Origin of the sequence: Gluconobacter sp. DsW_058, from assembly GCF_002153615.1 — a bacterium.
In the GTDB taxonomy this organism is placed as follows: Bacteria; Pseudomonadota; Alphaproteobacteria; order Acetobacterales; family Acetobacteraceae; genus Gluconobacter; species Gluconobacter cerinus.
In genome coordinates, this window is sequence record NZ_JOPH01000033.1 from 58,205 (window position 1) to 77,026 (window position 18,822).

General features: G+C 54.4%; 14 protein-coding genes. 8 read left to right on the top strand and 6 right to left on the bottom strand.

The window, feature by feature from the left end:
- The first annotated feature begins 5 nt into the window (after positions 1 to 5).
- The gene (locus tag HK24_RS06400; protein WP_086633767.1) at positions 6 to 773 is read left to right on the top strand and encodes a sulfite exporter TauE/SafE family protein; all 768 of its coding nucleotides are present in this window, start codon (positions 6 to 8) and stop codon (positions 771 to 773) included.
- Positions 774 to 1,047: 274 nt separating this feature from the next.
- Positions 1,048 to 1,593, top strand: coding sequence for a cupin domain-containing protein (locus HK24_RS06405; RefSeq protein WP_064273653.1), 546 nt, complete (start codon positions 1,048 to 1,050; stop codon positions 1,591 to 1,593).
- Positions 1,594 to 1,616: 23 nt separating this feature from the next.
- On the opposite strand, the gene HK24_RS13830 is transcribed toward HK24_RS06405, so the two are convergent.
- Complete coding sequence (locus tag HK24_RS13830; protein WP_233126147.1) at positions 1,617 to 1,940, bottom strand: hypothetical protein; 324 nt, start codon at positions 1,938 to 1,940, stop codon at positions 1,617 to 1,619.
- A 468-nt stretch (positions 1,941 to 2,408) separates the two neighbouring features.
- Between HK24_RS13830 and HK24_RS06415 the strand changes: the two genes are divergently transcribed.
- Entirely contained in the window at positions 2,409 to 3,062 is a 654-nt protein-coding gene (locus tag HK24_RS06415) for a TetR/AcrR family transcriptional regulator (protein ID WP_046900097.1), read from the top strand.
- 9 nt (positions 3,063 to 3,071) lie between these two features.
- On the opposite strand, the gene HK24_RS06420 is transcribed toward HK24_RS06415, so the two are convergent.
- Positions 3,072 to 5,339 carry a TonB-dependent receptor gene (locus tag HK24_RS06420; RefSeq protein ID WP_086633768.1) on the bottom strand — a complete coding sequence of 756 codons (2,268 nt, stop codon included), beginning with the start codon at positions 5,337 to 5,339 and terminating at the stop codon, positions 3,072 to 3,074.
- A 169-nt stretch (positions 5,340 to 5,508) separates the two neighbouring features.
- Between HK24_RS06420 and HK24_RS06425 the strand changes: the two genes are divergently transcribed.
- A complete protein-coding gene (locus HK24_RS06425) occupies positions 5,509 to 7,773 on the top strand; it encodes a TonB-dependent receptor (RefSeq protein ID WP_086633769.1) in 2,265 nt (754 codons plus the stop codon).
- Between the two features lie 85 nt (positions 7,774 to 7,858).
- Here HK24_RS06425 and HK24_RS06430 read toward each other — a convergent pair whose 3' ends face one another.
- From HK24_RS06430 to HK24_RS06445, 4 genes are all read right to left on the bottom strand, one after another.
- Positions 7,859 to 9,661, bottom strand: a complete 1,803-nt coding sequence (locus HK24_RS06430) for a GGDEF domain-containing phosphodiesterase (RefSeq protein ID WP_086633770.1) — start codon at positions 9,659 to 9,661, stop codon at positions 7,859 to 7,861.
- A 318-nt stretch (positions 9,662 to 9,979) separates the two neighbouring features.
- On the bottom strand, positions 9,980 to 11,485 hold the full coding sequence (locus HK24_RS06435) for an efflux transporter outer membrane subunit (RefSeq protein WP_086633771.1): 1,506 nt from the start codon (positions 11,483 to 11,485) through the stop codon (positions 9,980 to 9,982).
- Between the two features lie 8 nt (positions 11,486 to 11,493).
- Positions 11,494 to 12,570, bottom strand: a complete 1,077-nt coding sequence (locus HK24_RS06440) for an HlyD family secretion protein (protein WP_086633772.1) — start codon at positions 12,568 to 12,570, stop codon at positions 11,494 to 11,496.
- An 18-nt stretch (positions 12,571 to 12,588) separates the two neighbouring features.
- A complete protein-coding gene (locus HK24_RS06445; protein ID WP_086633773.1) occupies positions 12,589 to 14,247 on the bottom strand; it encodes an MFS transporter in 1,659 nt (552 codons plus the stop codon).
- A 190-nt stretch (positions 14,248 to 14,437) separates the two neighbouring features.
- On the opposite strand from HK24_RS06445, the gene HK24_RS06450 reads away from it, so the two are divergent.
- The 4 genes from HK24_RS06450 to HK24_RS13840 all read left to right on the top strand — a co-directional run bounded on the left by HK24_RS06450 (position 14,438) and on the right by HK24_RS13840 (position 18,783).
- Complete coding sequence (locus HK24_RS06450; RefSeq protein WP_086633774.1) at positions 14,438 to 15,385, top strand: LysR substrate-binding domain-containing protein; 948 nt, start codon at positions 14,438 to 14,440, stop codon at positions 15,383 to 15,385.
- 235 nt (positions 15,386 to 15,620) lie between these two features.
- Positions 15,621 to 17,948: a TonB-dependent siderophore receptor gene (locus HK24_RS06455; RefSeq protein ID WP_198942077.1), complete on the top strand. Its 2,328-nt coding sequence runs from the start codon at positions 15,621 to 15,623 to the stop codon at positions 17,946 to 17,948.
- Positions 17,949 to 18,029: 81 nt separating this feature from the next.
- Complete coding sequence (locus HK24_RS13835) at positions 18,030 to 18,446, top strand: tetratricopeptide repeat protein (protein ID WP_233126148.1); 417 nt, start codon at positions 18,030 to 18,032, stop codon at positions 18,444 to 18,446.
- On the top strand, positions 18,427 to 18,783 hold the full coding sequence (locus tag HK24_RS13840) for a hypothetical protein (RefSeq protein ID WP_233126149.1): 357 nt from the start codon (positions 18,427 to 18,429) through the stop codon (positions 18,781 to 18,783). The genes HK24_RS13835 and HK24_RS13840 overlap by 20 nt, the downstream gene beginning before the upstream one ends.
- The last annotated feature ends 39 nt before the right edge of the window (positions 18,784 to 18,822 follow it).

Below are 18,822 nucleotides of genomic sequence, written 5' to 3' on the forward strand. Positions count from 1 at the left end.
GACTGATGCAAATTGCGCTTGAGCTGTTCTGTGGTGTCATTATTGGTTTTACGCTGGGGCTGATTGGCGGTGGCGGATCAATCTTGGCTGTTCCGCTGATGGTCTATGTCGTGGGGGTGAAAAATCCCCATGTCGCGATCGGGACAAGCGCCATGGCTGTTGCCGTCAACGCACTGGCGGGGCTTGTCAGTCATGCGCGACAGAAAACCGTCAAATGGCGGTGCGCAGCAGTTTTTGCGCCTTTTGGTGTTGTCGGGGCGCTGGTGGGTGCTGCGCTAGGTAAAGCTGTTGACGGGCAAAAACTGCTGCTTTGCTTTGCAGTCCTGATGATTGTTGTCGGTATTCTGATGCTTAGGGGACGTCGGAACCCTGGCATCGCGGGCGCTGCCTGTAATCGCGACAATATGCCCAAGGTCATGGCCAGCGGAACGGCTACAGGGCTCCTGTCGGGCTTCTTTGGCATTGGTGGTGGGTTTCTTATTGTGCCCTCGCTGGTTGCCTGCACGAGAATGCCCATTCTGAATGCGATAGGGACGTCTCTGGTCGCCGTCGCTGCTTTTGGGGCCAGTACTGCTCTCAGCTACATGCTGTCTGGGTACGTTGACTGGACAATGGGCGCGCTTTTTGTTCTTGGCGGTGTGGTGGGCAGTACGCTTGGGACCTCAGCAGCCCGACGTCTGGCGGGAGCCGGTGGTACTCTGACTACGTTCTTTGCATGTGTGATCTTTGTGGTGGCTACGTATATGATCTGGCGGAGTCTTACTGCCATCTAAACTTGCATATTGGATTTCTGGCGACGTCCATCATCTGTGATGTGGTGCTGAGGCATTCATAATTAAATTAATTATCCCGTTTTATGCAGGAAATACTACGCTTCAGGAAGAGCTGAAAGAAACCTGTGAGGGGTTTTTGAACGCGTCTGTCAAAACGAGGTCACCGGAAAAGTAATTTGCCAGCATCTCATTGGTGTATCGGGCTTTTTTCATGTTCCATTCCTCAATCGTTATGACATACTGAGATGTAATGGTCAGACGATTGGGAGAATGAATGGTGACGGATGTTGGTCAGCGGTTGCGGCTCGTTCGTGTTGCAAAAAATCTTTCCCAGCGTGAGTTGGCCAAGCGTACCGGTGTCACCAATTCCACAATTTCCTTGATTGAGTCGGGGGATATGAACCCCTCAATCGGCACTTTGAAGCGTGTTTTGGACGGTATTCCCGTCACCCTTGGCGATTTCTTCAGTTTCGAAACAGAAGGGCAGGAAAAATACTTCTATCTGGCTGATGATTTAACTGAAATCGGGCAGAGTGGTATTTCTCTGCGGCAAATCGGCGGGAACCTGTTTGGTCGCGCACTCCAGGTCCTGCACGAGCGTTATGACCCTGGGGCTGACACCGGTGTCGCGTATGCGCATGACGGTGAAGAAGCTGGCGTTGTCATTCGCGGTCAGGTGGAAGTGACGGTGGAGAACCAGTCCCATATTCTTGGGCCGGGAGACGCCTATTACTTTGACAGTCGCAAGCCTCATCGCTTTCGCTGCATCAGCGACGAAGCTTGCGAAGTGATCAGTTCGTGTACACCTCCGACGTTTTAAAAACGCCGCAAGCGCTAATGGCTCTATGCCGTCAGAGCGCGCTTTTCCCTGAAGCCGTCGCGTAGATAATGTTGTAGCGGGCCGATTGTGTAGTGGCGCCTTACATCGCGATGGGCAGCAAGATAGGCCTCACTGTTCCACAATGCCGTGGCTAGTCCCGGCCCCTCAACGAAAGCGAGCTCTGTTGAGCCACTCCCAATGAAAACGCGCACGCTATCATCATACAGATGCGTGTATTCTTCGGCTGTTACCAGAAGAGCCTGAACAGCATGAGCGCCTTCTGCATGAGGTTTGGTCAGGTATGCGCGGAGCGCGGCCTCATCATCAGCATCAACAAGCCCCGTCACCTTGTTTTTCAGACGATCTCTCCAGGCCGCATAGGGAAGGTGATGATCATGCAGATAAGTGAAAACAGTACTCTTGAACTCATCGCGGATCGCTGAGCGCAGCTCATGTTGCCCGTCATCACAGATGGAGATTGTCTGTGGATCGACTGAGGCATTATCGAAAATGGTGAGGTTTTCAAACCCGAAGAGCCAGGTGTAATGCGTGATCCATCACGCCAGTGCAGACAGGTCACGCGTCTGATCGCAGTGTCCGGCTCGTGTTCATAGAAATATATAAAGAGATCGGACCCACTTCGCTATCCCGTCCAAAATGGGCAGAAATGATTGGCCCTGAACTTTACCGTTCACTGCTCACAATTTCATGAGGGGTGTTTTTTAGGAGAAACGCACCAATCTTAAGGCTTGTGGAAAGCCTCTCGGTTTCGTTAAGGCTAGATGCAAGACCTTATTCAATCAGGGAGGCAGGGCATGTCCCAGTCATCATCTTTAGCGGTAAAGGAAGCTTTTCCGCCGCATCTGGCAGATATGAGGGTCAGTCGCTCACCGGGCAGGCCTATCAATCTTCTGCTGAAGGATACGATTCTTTCAGCGATTGCCACGGTCCTGACGGAAGAGGGCTATCAGGGCCTCACGATCGGAAAAGTTGCCAAGCAGGCAGGTGTTTCTACCGCGACGGTCTATCGCCGCTGGCCTACCAAGCAGGCGATGTTCTTTGATGCCATCCGTCAGTGGAAGTTCAGCCTCACGCCTGAAATCGATACGGGCAGCTTTCTGGGAGACGTCGACCAGTTGATCGAAGCGCGTATTCGCTTCCTGGCAACTCCGCTGGGTCGCACATATGGTACGCTCTTGGGTGAAGCCGTGCATAACCCGGAGTTCGGCACTGTGCTTCGCGAAGTCAGTATTGAGCCGGCCCGACAGCAGATGCATCGCTTTCTTGAGCGCGCAAAGAAGCGAGACGAAGAGGCTTTCTGCTATCCGGCAGATACGGTTCTGGATGTCATTCTCAGCACCATCCACTTCCGTGCCATGGATACGCTGTGGAACAAGAGCATCGAAACGGAAGTCAACATCCGTGACCTGAAGGCTTTGACCCGCTGCCTGATTGGGACGCGCCAATAGGGGCGTGTTTCAGAAACCGCAGGAGACGCGGCCGCCGATGAAACGTGGTGTGCCGGGAATGTAGAAATACGTTGTTGTCGCCATTCCTCCGCTTTCGAAATACTGGCGGTTCAGGATGTTCGAGGCGTAAATCGTTGCTTCCCAGTGCCCGGATGAGGGGCGAAGGGTCGCATGGGCGCCGAGTAGGAAGTAGGGAGGCAGGCGATAAAAGCCGGTGCCTCCTACGGCAATGGCCTGGCTGCCGCGATAAGACCAATCCGGGCCAATATCCAGTCCCAGATGGTCAGTCAGTGCCTGCCGCCACTCTGCCTGTCCGTTCAGGGTGAGTTTTGGCTGGCCGTTATCAACGCCAGCGAAGTTATTGTTAATGGCCTTCCAGACACCGGTCTTGGCATAATAGGCGTTTGTGGCAGCCCGATTGACGTTCGGAAAATCCTGATAATTGCCACGCTGCCAGCCAATGTTCTGCGTGACAAAGACATGCCGAACCGGGTGCATTTCCACCGTACCCTCAAAGCCCCAGCTCTCGGACTTGGGGACATTGGTGATCTCGCTGAGTGGGCCGTAATTCGGGATCATCACGGTCCCGACAACCTGCTGTCCGTGGAAATCATTATAGAATGCCGCACCATTCAGGCGGAGCTTTCCCGGGATTGGATCACTTTTGAAGCCAACCTCGTGGGTCAGGACCGTTTCCGGGCCAAACGGATCGAGCTGCGCCTGAATCTGGGTATTATTGGCGCTGAACCCGCCAGGTTTGAAACCTTTGCTCAGCTTGTAATACACCATCGTGCTCTGCAACATCTGCCAAGACACGCCGACCTGTCCTGCGAACTGAGCCGAGGCAGTGCTTTCAGGCTGAAAAATATGTGTCGAGCCACCAAAAATTTCTGATTTCAGACCTGTCAGAGAGCGGTCGTCGATCTCGTGCAGTAGGCCCCCAAACAGCGTGACGTTATGCGGCAGACGATAGCTGATGTGACCGAACTCGGACGTACTTTCCTGGTTCATTCCAAAGTTGGTGGACATCATATAGCCACGGGCCGAGTAGTCTGTGTAATCGAACAGGAAGCGCTGTTTCATGCGACTGCGCTGATAAAATGCTCCGACAACCCATTGCAAACGGCTGTTTGGGTCGTTTGAAGACAGGCGCAACTCCTGCGTAAATGCGTTCGCACTGATCGTTCTGTACGTATCCGCCTGTGACGCAGATGTGCCGTCCTGATCCGTATATTCCCCTTGGCGTTCCGTCTCGAAAGCGCTGATGGATATGATTTTGGCAAAGCCAAGATCACGGTCCATATGCAGGTCAAAACCCCAGAACTGGTTGTGCTCACTTGGTTTGAGACTGCGAGGCCGGCCGATCAGATCGGCGAACTGAGGCTTGAGAGACCATTCAGCTTGCTGTCGTCCCAGTGAGGGCAGGCCCTGTGAGCCGATCAGACGATAGACCGGAACACCCGTGACGACTTCGCTGTTATCCTGCACGAAATGACCGGATAGCATGATGGTCGTGCGGCTGTCGGGGTGCCAGCGGAGCTTGCCGCGCAGGGCCCAGGAATCTGCGTCCCCCAGATGTGCCCCCGTGAGAGGATTGGTCTGCCAGCCACCACCCTGTCGCGTCTGACCGGCAAGACGGAAATCCAGTCCTTTCGCCAAGGGGCCGGACACATAGGCTTCGCTCCGGCTACGGGCGTAGGATGCTATGTCTTCGCTCGCGCCATAGTGCCAGGTGCTTGTTGGGTCCGCTGTCCGAAAACGGACCTCGCCGCCTGTGTCAGACTGTCCGTGCATGGTGCCGACTGGGCCAGGAGTGACAGTTGCATCTGCCAGATCGAACATCAGGCCACTGGCCATGGTTGAAAACGCAAAAGGCACGTCATCGAAATAGGTCAGAACGGTCGGAATGTTGTTTTGTGTGAAATCGTTGAAGCCTACGCCGCGAAGGTAGAAGTTTGTGGAAGCCGTTCCGTTAATGGACTGGATCGTCAGGTTGGGGGCCACGCGTTCGACATCCCGTAACGTGACAACGCCACGTTCGATCAGCCGCTCGGCAGTCAGGCGCGTGTCTGCATCAGGCTGTTTTTGTGCGGCCTGGAAGGCAAAATCCGTTCGTTTGACGCTGACTTTGATCGTCTCATCAGCCTGCGCATTAACTGATTTCGGGTGTGTGTGCCGGGGTGTCTTGTCATGCTGTTGTACGGCAGGCGCTGCCCACAAGGCTGATGGGAGGCCAGCAAGACTGGCTCCGAGAAGAAGAACCCTGCGGAACGACATGGGGACACTGGTCTCCGGGAGCGGAAGAACGGGAAGTTGTGGCTTTTATACCGCACGTGAACTGCAGAGCCAACAATCAGGAGGGAAAAGGTCCAGTTCTGCTTGATTTGTTATGATATAACATAATAAGGAGTCGCACTTAGAACCTTCTTCGCCTTCTGAGGACAACATGCTGCCTTTTGTGTCTGCTCGATCTTTTATTCTGCTGCTTGGGTGCACGACTGCCCTGTGTGGTACGGCATATGCTCAGGACGCAACGACAGGCACGACAACCGATACGGAAACGTCCCGTTCCAGCTTCGGTCATTCTGACGACCAGCACGGCACAACCGTGACGGAAACGAGCCGCCAGGGTGAAGACAATATTGTCGTCAATGCCCATCTGGAACGTGCCCGCGACGCGCTTCAGTCTTCCACGGGTGCCACGACCTATCATTTCAGCCGTCAGGATATTGAGACCAATCCGGGTGGTGACAATGCCCCGCTCACGTCCGTTCTGCTTCAGGCTCCGGGTGTTGCGCAGGATAGTTATGGCCAGATCCATGTTCGTGGCGACCATAACGAAGTTCAGTTTCGTCTGGATGGCGTTGCCCTACCGGAAGGCATGAGCGTCTTCGGTCAGGCGCTGATGACCCGCTTCGCACATTCCATGTCTCTGACGACGGGCGCGCTCCCCAGCGAGTACGGATTTCTTCAGGCTGGTGTGATCGATATCAACACCAAAAACGGCTATTCCGATCCCGGTGGCAGCATCTCCATCTACGGTGGCGCGCGCGACTATTTCTTCCCGTCACTTCAATATGGTGGTCACAAGGGGAAGTGGGACTGGTTCGCTACGGCTGATTATGTCCACAACCGCGTTGGTATTGAAAACACGACCCCTAGCTTCAATGCGATTCACGATCTGACCAATCAGTATCACTTCCTCGGTCACGCCCGTTACACGGTTGATGAAAATACCCGGATCAGCCTGACCGCCGGTGTTTCGAATGCCGAGTACCAGCTCCCGAACAATCCGGGTCAGCAGCGCCAGTTTGCCAATCCGTCCTATACGGGCAGCACTCTGTCCCAGAACCAGTATGGAAACGGCGATAGTAACAGTCTGAGCGAGCACCAGAAGGAAATCACGGATTTCGGCATGTTGTCCCTTCAGAAGGACATGGGCCGCCTGAGCTTCCAGACGTCTGCCGTGCTGCGATACAGCTCCCTGCGTTACTCGCCTGATCCGTTGGGCGATCTGGTTTATAACGGTATTGCACAGCGCGCAGCCCGCTCGGTTTTCTCAACCGGAAACCAGACGGATGCGACCTGGCAGGCCGCGAAGAACCATACCGTCCGTTTCGGCTATCAGGTCTATGTTGAGCGTAATACGTCCAAGTCTGATTCAACCGTTTATACGCAGACGGGTGAAGATGATGACGGCAATGCCGTTTACTCCGGCGATACGACCAATATTCATGATGGTTCTGGCCGGACTGGCTGGATGTACGGTCTGTACGCTCAGGATGAATGGCGCCCGATCAAGAACCTGACCATCAATTACGGTCTGCGCTTTGATGGTGTGGATGAATACACCCATTCAAAGCAGGTCAGCCCGCGCATTAATATCGTTTATAAGCCTTGGCATGGTGGGACCTTCCACGCGGGCTATTCCCGTTACTTCACGCCGCCGCCGTTCGAACTCGTGACCGGAACGGCCCTGTACAAATACACCGGCACATCTGCACAGCCTGCGAACTACAAAAACAGCACAGTCAAGGCTGAGCGCGATCATTACTTTGACGCAGGCTTCTCCCAGACGATCCTGCCAGGCTGGCATGCGTCGTTTGATGCCTACGTCAAGCTGGCGAAGAACATGATCGACGAAGGGCAGTTCGGCTCCCCAGTCATCCTGTCTGTGTTCAACTATCGCCGTGGACAGGTTCACGGATACGAATTCTCAACGGACTACACACGGGGTGCCTTCAGTGTTTACGGCAACTTCTCCTGGTCGCGCGCCATCGGCAAGGATGTGGTGTCTGGTGAATGGAACTTCGATCCGGAAGATCTGTCGTATATCAAGAAGCACTGGGTCCATCTTGATCATGATCAGCGTTGGACGGCTTCTGCGGGGACGAGCTACACGGCTTTCTATAGAACTGGTCATCCGCTGCGTCTGTCAGCAACGATGGTTTATGGAAGTGGTCTGAGAGCGGATGGGGCGACGCCGAATGGTGCTTCTGTCCCGCAGTACGCGACGTTCAACCTGTCGCTGGTCCAGTCTTTCAAGGATCTGTTCCACGTTCCATTCCTGAAGCAGACGCAGGTTCGTCTGGATGTAACGAACCTGTTCGACAAGACCTATCTCCTGCGTGATGGCAGCGGGATTGGCGTCGGTGCGCCACAGTATGGTCTGCGCCGTACAATCCTGACGGGTATTGATCAGCGGTTCTGATCGTCGGAACTATCCAGAGTTAAGAGCGGGGGCAGCTGCGAAAGCAGTCTGCCTCCGTTTTTGTATGGAACGCAGCTGAAAAGGCCTATTCGGCAACATCCATTTCAGGGACGATTGATTCACTCCTGATCCAGGGTGGGCCGTCCATGTTCAGAACGTGTGGGATTTGAGACAAGGGAACAGCTTTTGAAAAATGCCAGCCTTGCAGGAAGTCACATCCCATCAGGAGCAGTTCTTCTGCTTGCTCAGCTGTTTCGACGCCTTCCGCGACAACAACACGGTTCATGCTGTGAACAATATCGATAACACCTTGGATAATGGCCGTATCGATACCGCGTTCCGTAACGCCTGAGGTGAAGACGCGGTCGATCTTGATATGATCGAATGTCACAGTTCGGAGATGGGTGAGAGATGCAAAGCCGGTTCCAAAATCATCCAGTGAAATCTGGACGCCGGCGCGATTGAGTTTCTTGAGTTCATCCAGAATATGCTGGTTGTGCTGGCCGAAGAGAATTTTTTCCGTAATCTCGATTGTCAGTTTTTCAGCCGGGACAGCATATTTCTTCATTTCACGGAAAAGCCGTTCCGTAAAATTATGATCCCGGAAATCATCTGACGTTACGTTGATGGAAATGCGGTCAAAAGGAATTTTGTGTTGCAGCAGATACCGGATGTCCGTGAGAGCCTGTCGCAGCACGAAATTCCCAATTGCAATACTGAGCTCGGCATCGTCAAAAGCATCATAAAAATATTGCGGGCTGAGAAGACCGCGCTCTGGATGATCCCACCGTAAGAGAGCCTCGAAAGAGGGGGGGCGTTCCTGATTTAAGGGGAGGACCAACTGATAGAAAAGTTTGAACTGCTTCTTTTTCAACGCGGCCTGCATGGCTGTCCGTAGTCGGGAACGACGCTCCGTTTTTTCTTTCATGAAAGGAGCATATTTTTTGATTCTATTGCGGCCGTCTGCTTTGGCTTCATAAAGTGCAAGGTCTGCACAGCGCAGAATTTCGCGTTTCCGACTGTCATTCAGTTTTGAGACGGCATATCCCAGACTGGCACTGCATAGATGCGTCAAACTTCCGCTACGAAACCGAAATCGCATGGCCTCAAGAATTTTCTGAAGCTTGATTTCAAAGATCTGTGGATCGTTTGACACCATGATGATGGCAAATTCGTCGCCGCCAATGCGTGCGATGAAACAGTCGGTCGACTGAAAGGTCTTCAGACGACCTGCAATTTTTTTCAGCAGGCGATCACCGGACTCATGGCCCGATGTATCATTAATGATCTTGAACGTATCGATATCGAGCAGGCACAGGCAGAAATGCCGGTTGTCCGGATGTTCCTGTGCGAAAAGGACCTTCAGATACTGTGAAAATGATGTGCGGTTGGAGATATTGGTCAGGAAGTCAGTGTTGACGGCTTCCTGCAGTTTCAGCCGGTTTGCTGTCAGGCGTTGTTCGGCACGTTTACGGGCGGTGATGTCAAAGCGGATTGCCACATAGTTGATGACTTTCCCTTTTTCATTGCATCGGGGAACAATAGTCGTATCGACCCAGTATAATTTTCCGTTCTTCTTTTTATTGCAGATCTCACCGTGCCAAACGCCACCTTGTGCGATGGTGCGGTACATCTTCTGGAAAAAATTAGAATCATGAACGCCTGAATGAAGCATTCGATGATCTTGCCCAATCAGTTCAGCCCTGGAATAGCCACTGATTTCAACGAATTTTTCATTAACGGAAAGAATTTTTCCTTTAGTATTCGTTACGGCAACAATAGCCGAGCAATCAAGAGCATGGAGAACAAAGGAATCGTGAGAACTTTCGGACCATGCCTGAAGTGATTCAAGATAAGTTCCGAAATTCTGTTCCTGAAAAGTGTTCACTAAGCCTGTCCCGCTTGACCATAAATCCGAGTGTCGCGAGAAAACACTAAAAAAATACTAACAACGTTCTTTTGTGTGGGTATATCTGAAAGATAATATCACAAAAAGACCTTTTTTCAGGTCATAAGCGTTAAGGCAAAAGCGTTCTGTTCGCCAGAAATAGCTTTCTGGGAAATACAGAAGGTCTTTAGCGCACGGTATTTCATGGATTTGCTGAATATATCCTCAGCAGAGGATGCACCGAAAAGGTGTCAGATCTGTCGTCCAGCTGGTGAGACGCCGAACGACAGAATGTCGGATTGGAAATATCCGGAGTGTTTAAAGAGAGCCTTCCCAACCGCCCCCTAGAGCGCGGTAAAGATGTGTCATTGAAACGGAAACGCCTGCTCTGGCCTCGGAAAGGGCGCTGCGTGTTGCAAGAAGCGCGTTTTGTGCGGTGAGAACATTCAGGAAGTCGCCCGCACCCTGGCTGTATTGTAGCTGAGCAATGTGAACGGCCGTTTCGTTCTCGGTAACGCTTTCTTCCAGCCGTTTCTGGCGGTCCTGAGCTGTACTAAGGTCCGTCATAGCATCATCGATTTCTTCCCATGCGCGGAGGATTGTGCGCTGCAGAGCAATGGCGGCTTCTTTCTGCTGGGCCTTGCGAAGGTGCAACTGTCCTGTCAGGCGGCCGCCCTCAAAGAGGGGCAATGTCATGGTTGGGCCAAAGCCGTACTGACGCGACGCCCATGATCCAAGTCCGCTGAACTGGAGTGCCTGAATATCTAGGCTGCCAGACAATGTGATGCGCGGGTAAAAGTCTGCAATCGCCACACCGATACTCGCCGTTGCAGCATGCAGGCGTTCTTTGGCCGCGCGAATATCCGGTCTCCGGTCCGCGAGCTGAGATGGCAGCCCCGTTGGGATGTTGGTTGGGACGGGCGGAATGATACCAGGTTTGTTCAGTGTACTGGCCAAGGCACCGGGTTCACGTGCCACAAGGAAACTGAGGGCATTGATCAGATGCACGCTCTGGCTTTTCAGAGGGGGCAGACGGGCTTCGAAGCTGTGCATCTGTCCACGGGAATAGGCGACATCCAGTTTGGTGGCAGTTCCCTGTGTAAAGCGCAGCGTTGTCAGGTCCACGCTGTGATGGGCAATCTCGATGCTCTGCTGGGTAATGGCAATCTGAGCCTGCACATTTCGGAGCGCAATATAGTCCTGTGCGGTCTCCGCCATGAGGGAGACAAGCACGTTGCGCTGCATGTCTTCCGTTGCATGCATGGCCGCTGTGGCGGCTTCAACCTGCCGCCGGACATGCCCCCAGAAATCAACTTCCCAAGAGGCACTCAGACCGTACTGGGGAAGGTTGAAAGAGGGATTGCCCTTCGCGCCATCAGCGGCGGCGGGGCCAAATCCCTGCGCACCACTGGCAATATCGCCGGGACTGGCCTGCTCGGTTGTTCCCAGAAGTCCAAGGATACCGTTGGTGCTGGCGCGCTCCCGTGCGTAGGACGCTGCTCCATCCAGGCGGGGCATTTGCGCGGCACTGGCAATCCGTCGTTCTGCGGAGCTTTCAGCCAGATTCAGGGCTGCTGTTCGCAGATCAAGGTTGCTGCGAGCCACGTCAGCTTCAAGCTGTGTCAGCACCGGGTCGTTGTAGAGACGCCACCATTGTGGATTGAGTGCAGTCTGCGTCGGATGATCCCCGGCTGGTGTGACGCTCTGATGATATTGCGCAGGCGCGTGATCTGGTGGGGCGTGATAGTCCGGACCGACCGTACACGCAGTCAGGGCCGTGACGGACAGCAGGGCCGTAACCCGAGAGAAGAAAGAAAGGCGCATGGGGTGTCTCACTGCCAGGCGTAACGGTTGTCGCGGGCGTGGGGCCCCTCAGGCTGTGAGGCTGTATCGACTTCCGCTTCAACAGACATGCCGACACGGACCTTGGCGGCGAGAGGCTGACCTGCATCGAATGTGAGTTTGACCGGGACGCGCTGGACCACCTTCGTAAAGTTGCCCGTTGCATTATCGGGCTGGATTGCCGCAAAGGCCACGCCAGTCGCAGGAGCCAGACTGTCCACGTGGGCATGGAGAGGATGACCGGGGAAGGTATCGACCCAGATGGTTGCCCGCTGACCTGTTTGCATTTTGGTCAGCTGGGTTTCCTGGAAGTTGGCGAGGACATAAGCGTTCTGTACCGGCACCACAGCCAGCAGGCCTGTGCCGGGATGCACATAGGCGCCCACGCGTACGCCACGCTCACCGATAATGCCATCAACCGGGGCAGGAATGGTGCAATAAGACAGATTGAGTTCGGCCTGATGTTCTGTGCTCTGTGTCTTGAGGAGAGCGCCTTGAGCACGCTGAATCTGAGCCTGAAGAACGGGAATTTGTTGTTTCGCGCTGTCCACGCCTGCTTTGTCGCGCGCGATGGCCGCCATGGCTTCACGAAGACGGGCATCCGCGCCCTGTTGCTGCTCCAGAGTGCTGGCACCCCCGGCAGACAGATTGTGGTAGCGCGTTGCATTCTGCTGGGCGAAGACAAGGCTGGCCTCGTCGGCTTTGACGGTATCTGATGCGGCGGCGATCAGGCTGTCCTGCCGTGCGAGGGCTGCCTGTAGATTACCAACTTCGCCTTCGGCTGCGGCTACATCGCCCTTGGCTGCTGCAAGCGCTGCGCGATAGTCGTCGTCTTCGATGTGGGCGAGTTCTTCCCCCGCGTGAACGTATTCGTTGTCTTCCGCCAGAACGCGGTCGATACGGCCGGCCACCTTCGGGGCGACGGCTGTGAAGTCGGCCGTGACGTAAGCATCATTAGTCTTCTGGTGCACGCCATCACCCACGAAGAAGCGATCGGCGCTCCAGGCCAGTCCGGCTAGCACCACGACAGCACATCCGGCGAGAAGAAGAGGTTTTCCATAAATCATGTCTGAGAGATCCGGATCTTAATGGGCGGGGGCGGAGAGGGGAGCCGCCGGTACAGAGGTGGGAGCGGGTGCAGGTTTGGGGGCCGGGCCTTTGCCGGGCGGATAAACGCGCTTGGGCAGGATAATGGCCAGAACGACGTAAGCTGCGCACAGCACTGCAATAACGAGGTATATGTCTGCCAGAGCAAGCACGACGGACTGTTCATGCACATAGGTATGGAAGATCTGCAGTGCGTTCCGTGAGACATGCGCACTGTCAGGTGAGCTGTTCTGGATGGCGTTCTCGATCGGATTTCCCATGCCTGACAATGCCGTCGCATTGTTGCCGGAACGGTCGAGCAGCATGTTGGAATGGTATTGCTTACGCCGTCTGAGCAGGATTTCGAACAAGGCGGCAGCAACAGCATTCGCCATGCCCTTGAGCATATTCACCATGCCGGAAATGAACGGTCCATCTGCCGGTCCGAGAGACATCGTGGCCAGCATCAGGACGGGAATGACCACCATTGGCTGCCCCACGATCTGGAGGCCCTGTAGAAGATAGAAATTGTCCCGTACCCAGTCCGGGGTGAGCCACGTTCCAAGGAATGCAGCCAGTCCGAGGCAGCTCATGCCGATGCCGAGCAGATACCGGCAGTCCACTGAACGCATGTTGCAAAGAGCCGCCGTCAGCGGAAGCATGATGAGCTGTGGCAGGGCAACCATGAGCGCAATAGGTGCCGTCTGCGATGGGCGATACCCCCGGACTTCTGCCAGATAGGTGGAGGGAACCTCCATCATGAGGCTACAGATCACCAGGACACCCACAAGCGTGAGCATCGCCATGGCAATGTTACGGTTCTTCCAGTACTGGAGCCGGAAAAATGGTGTGTGATGGTGCCATTCGTGGAACAGGAAGCCCAGAAACAGGGCACCTCCCCAGAATGTCAGATGGGAAATAATGGGAGAGCGGAACCAGTCCAGCCGGTCTCCCTGATAGAGAACCGTCACGACACAAAGAATAGACGGCACACCAATGAAGAACCCGCGCCAGTTGAACTTCATGAAACGTTCGAGGTGTACGGGGTCTTTGGGAAGGCCATAAGCCATCATGGCAATGGCTATCGCGCTGAGAGGGATGACTTCCCAGTAAAGCCAGTGCCAGCCGAAATGCTCGAACCATAAGGCTTCCAGTGGGCCACCCAGATTAGGTCCAAAGGTCGCACTCATGGCGTAACCCCCAATACCAAACACCTTGATGGGCGGCGGCAGATATTTGAGCATGACCGTCATCAGGACAGGCGGCAGACATCCCGCGCTCAGGCCTTGTGCCGCGCGCAGAAAACACAGGGAAATCATGTCCGGCATGAACGGCAGCGGAATGGACAGCAGGGCAAGAACTGCCGTCATGAAAATCGAAAACCGGTAGATCGAGAACGTCATGTAAAACCATGGCGTGAAGGCCATGGCGGCAATGTTGAAGGCTTCGTAGGTCGAGATGAACCAGGTGCCTTCATCATGGCCGATATGCATGGCGCCACGAATGTCCGACAGTCCGATTTCGGTGATGTGTTCGTTGAAACCCGCAACATGAACGGCCAGCAACATGCCAAGGCACCCGATCAGGGTGCGCATCCCGAAGGGCGGCATGTAAGAGGGTTGCGCGGGTGGCGCTGCGGTTTGTGAAGGTAATGCCATCAGCTGCTCTCTTGGTGTCTGAGCGCATCTATCGAGGCATGGTGGCCGCAGAAAACCCTCACTTCGGGTAAGTGAGGATTCCATTTTTCGGAAGGGTGAGCGAGAAGTCTTTCATTTCTGTATGTTGGACCGCATCGTTCCTGTTTATGCTCACAGGAACGTTTGCCGTTACTCGCAGGAAGGATGTCGCATGTCAGACAAGCAGCCTCTCGGACGCCGTTATGATCTGGATCTCCTGCGTTACCTTCAGGTGCTGGTGGAGGAGCAGAGCGTCTCCCTTGCGGCGCGCCGTCTCAAGGTGAGTGAGCCCGCCATGAGCCGGCATCTCGCGCGTTTGAGAACCGTGTTCGGGGATCCGATTCTTGTCATGTCAGGGCGACGTATGGTGGCGACGGCCTTTGCGAACCGTATTCGGGATCGTGTGCAGACGCTCGTTCGGGAAGCGGATGACCTTCTCAATGATGGCGCCCCGCTGAACCTGAAAGCCATGTCCCCGAAGTTTACCATTCGGGCGAATGATATTGTGGTGGGAGCATTCGGGCGCCCTATTCTTCAGGCGCTGCAAAAGGAGTGTCCTGACTGCCGGATCGTGTTCTCACCGGAATCGGAAGGGACGGCCAGTGAAGCTCTGCGGGGGAACAAGATTGATCTTTATATTGGCGCGACGGATGAACTGAGTCCGGAAATCATGCGACAAACCCTGTTTGAAACGTCGTTTAGCGCGCTGGTTCGGAAAGGGCATCCTATTCTGAAGGATAAGATAACGCCTCAGTCTCTGGCCGCGTACGACCATGTGAGTGTGTCCAGAAAAGGCCGCTCGAACGGACCGATCGATGCGATCTTGAAGGAACGCTATGGGTTGTCACGCCGGATTGCGATGGTTGTGCCGACCTATCATTCTTTGATCGCGGCTATTGGCGAAACTGATCTCATTCTGCCTTTGCCCAGAACTGTTATTGAGCGTTTTCCGCTTGAACGCATGGGGTTGGATAGCTTCGAATTTCCGTTCGAACTGCCGCCCGTTCGGCCTTTTCAGGCCTGGCATCCACGCGTTGACATGGACCAGTTGCACCGTTGGCTGCGTGAAACCGTGCACCATGCCGTGCGGCAGGAACTGTGGCGAATTCGCACTGTGTGAGATGTGTTAGAAGAATATTTTATATTATTGTTGAGAATAATTTGCATTAGCACTTTTTCTGAGGAAGATAGCGCCAGTTTTGGCATGCAGATGTGATGTGCATGGTCTTGGAGGAATGCATTTCTCGAATAAGCCGTCCGTTTGAATGCGGTGATGGCGGCGGGATCGTTCAGGGTGATCAAGGCTGGCGACTGTTTCGTCTGTGTGCTGTCGGCCAATCAGTTCAGGTGGTTTCATGCTTTCGAAAAACGAACATCTCAGCCCGCGATCTCTGACAGATAGCCTGATTTCCACCGAGGCAGGTCAATCCTCCACCGTCAAATGGCAGAAACTGGCGCTTCTGGCTCTGGGGGCGGGGCTGGGCGTGACGGAAACCGGAGAAGCAGACGCCCAAGATGCCGGGGCTGCCAACGATGCGGCGTCCGTCAGTCTTCCTGCTGTCAAGGTTCACGGACAGACCGACACGGCTGCGCCGGAACAGACCAATACGAACAACACCACACTCGATATCGGGCGTATGCCGGATACCGTTCGGGAAACGCCTCAGATCATCAGCGTTGTTCCCAAGGCGTTGATCGAACAGCAGCGTCTGTTCACGCTGGATCAAGCTCTGGCGAATGTTCCGGGCATCACCATGTCTACCGGTGAGGGGAACGGCGGCCTGAATGGCGATCAGTTCCGTATTCGTGGCCAGCAGGCCCGCGGCGACATTTACGAAGATGGTTTGCGGGATTTCGGCACCTATGTGCGTGACACGTTCAACACAGATAGTGTTGAAGTGGTCAAAAGCCCGAGCGGCGAGTATTTCGGTGTGGGTAACGTGGGCGGTGTGATTAACCAGACGCTGAAAAAGGCGCATCTTGGAAATCATTACGCGCTGGATCAGTCCATCGGAAGCGGGATGCAGTATCGCGGTTCCGCAGACGTCAATTACCAGCTTGGCAAACATACTGCCCTTCGCGTGAACGGCATGTACAACAAGCAGGACGTGACAGACCGGAACAATGTTCGGTCAGACCGTTATGGCGTGGCGGCTGATCTTGGTTTTGGCTTGGGAACGAAAACCACTTATCACCTGGACTATCATTGGCTCAGAAGCCGCGGAACGCCGGATTACGGTGTGCCGATGATCCAGATTGGCAATACGTACACGCCAATTACCGAACACGGATTGAACCGAAACACGACATATACGCGCAATTTTGACCGGGATAATTCCAATATCCACATGGTCACGTCGAAATTCGCAACTGAAATTGCAAAGTGGCTGACACTCAGCAACGACACGCGTTTCAGCCATTATCATCGTGATTACGCAGCGACCAATCCCAGTGCCTGTTCCGGCGCCTGTGCTTCCAGTTTCCTTGCCGGAGGAAACCCGTCTTTGGCCTACGGCGCAGGCGGTGGTGCTGCTTACCAGCAGGATGGCTGGGGCATTCAGAACGTTATGATGACGCGTTCGAAATTTGACACGTGGTTCCTGAAGCATGATCTGCGGGCTGGTGTGGATATCAACTACACCAAGGACGACCGGATCATGGGCACGTATGTGAACCGGACGAACAATCAGACCATCCGCAACCCATACTACTCTTCGCCGGGCACATATATCACCTGGCCATCCAGCGGACATCGGACCGCAGATTTCCGTGATCTGGGCCTGTTCCTGGCTGATAAAATTCACCTCACCAAGAAACTGTCCATTTTCGGAACGTTCCGTTGGGATAGCTATAAGAGCACGTACTGGAGTGCTGCGGCTGCCTCTTCTGGTACACAGGCGCAGAGCTCCAACAAGTTCAGTCCGTCTGCCAGCATCATGTATGACATCACCAAAGACGCGATCGTCTATTTCACGTTTGCTCGCTCTTACAAGCCTGTCGGAACCGATGTGTCTTCCCAGATTACCAATCAGGCCAGCGTCGGAGACGTTGCGGTCAATGGTCGTGATCTGAAGCCGCAGCGCAGTGATCTGTTTGAAGTTGGAAGCAAGCTGGATTTCTTCAACAAGCGCCTCGGTGTGACGGGAGCTCTGTTTCAGATCAACCAGAACAACTCTTACACGTATGATGACGATGGCAGCATCATCACGGGTTTCCAGGATGCTGGAACAGGCCGCCGGATCCGCGGTGTTGAGTTGAGTGCGACCGGCAAGATCACGCAGGCCTGGGATATCTATGCCACCTACGCATATATGGGCGGCAAAGTGACGAACAGCGCTACGATGTATGGCAATCAGGCGCCTCAGCTTCCGCACAATACGTTCTCGGTCTGGAGCACCTACAACCTGTCGCATCTGGTGCTGAGAGCTGGTCAGGGTACGCTGAAGGCTGGCGGCGGTGCACAGTATAGCTCCGGCTACTGGGCTAACGAGGCCAATACGGCGCGCATGCCTTACAACTTCTCGCTGAACGGCATCGTGTCTTACGACTACGGCCGTTATCATGTGCAGTTTAATGCCAATAATCTGACTAACCATCTGAATTATGGTTCAGCGTTCAGCTCTAGCCGCGCTGTTCCGATGTCAGGGCGGACGTTCATGGGAAGCTTTGGCCTCAATTTCTGAAGCGAGCTTCAGACAGAACTGTTTGCAGCCCTTCCGGTCATTGGCCGGGAGGGTTTTTATGGTGAGTATCGGTGAAATATCATGGCGTCGTGCGGACAGCCCGTTGGTCCAGATTTTGAAAACGAAATGACAGTGGTGAGTTGCCCTCCGCAGGTACAGGCCCAATTACTTTTGGGCCAAATGCATGTGGACAGGGGGTGGCTGGCTGAAGCTTTTCCATATTTTGAAGCGGCTGCACGGAGTGGTCATCCGGTTGCCGTGAATATGCTTGGTCGCGCGTATGAAAGAGGGTGGGGCGTCCCGCGTAACCCTGCTCAGGCCGCCGCATATTTTGAGACAGCCGCCGCCCTCGGAGAAACGTGGGCCATGTTCAATCTGGCGGATCTTCTGCTGCTGGGAGACGGGGTTCCAAAGAACCGCGCGCGCCTACCGGCTCTATGTATCGTCTGCCGAAAAAGGCAATGTGAAAGCCCTCAATATGTTGGGGCTCCTGCATGAAGACGGCATCAACGGGGCGCCTGATCCGGAAGGCGCGAAAGTTTTCTTTCAGGCCGCATCGGAAGGAGGGGACTGCTGGGCAGACTTTAATCTCGCACGTCTTGCGCTGGCACAGCAGGATGTCCCTGTTGCGGTATCCTGTTTCCAGAGGGCTTTGCAATCCGGTTTCTCGGATGTTTCCCAGGCTATTATTGGTCTGATTGGGCGTAGTGAAAATTCTGCTTTGCATGCCGTGAAAGCACAGGCCATCCGGCAGCTTGCACAGAAAGAGCAGCCCCGCATTGTCTCCACCACATTCGATCAGCTTTCGTCCGGCGAAAGATTATGTGCGGAGTAGCGGCGTCTGCATAGGGCTTACAAATTCATACACTTCTGT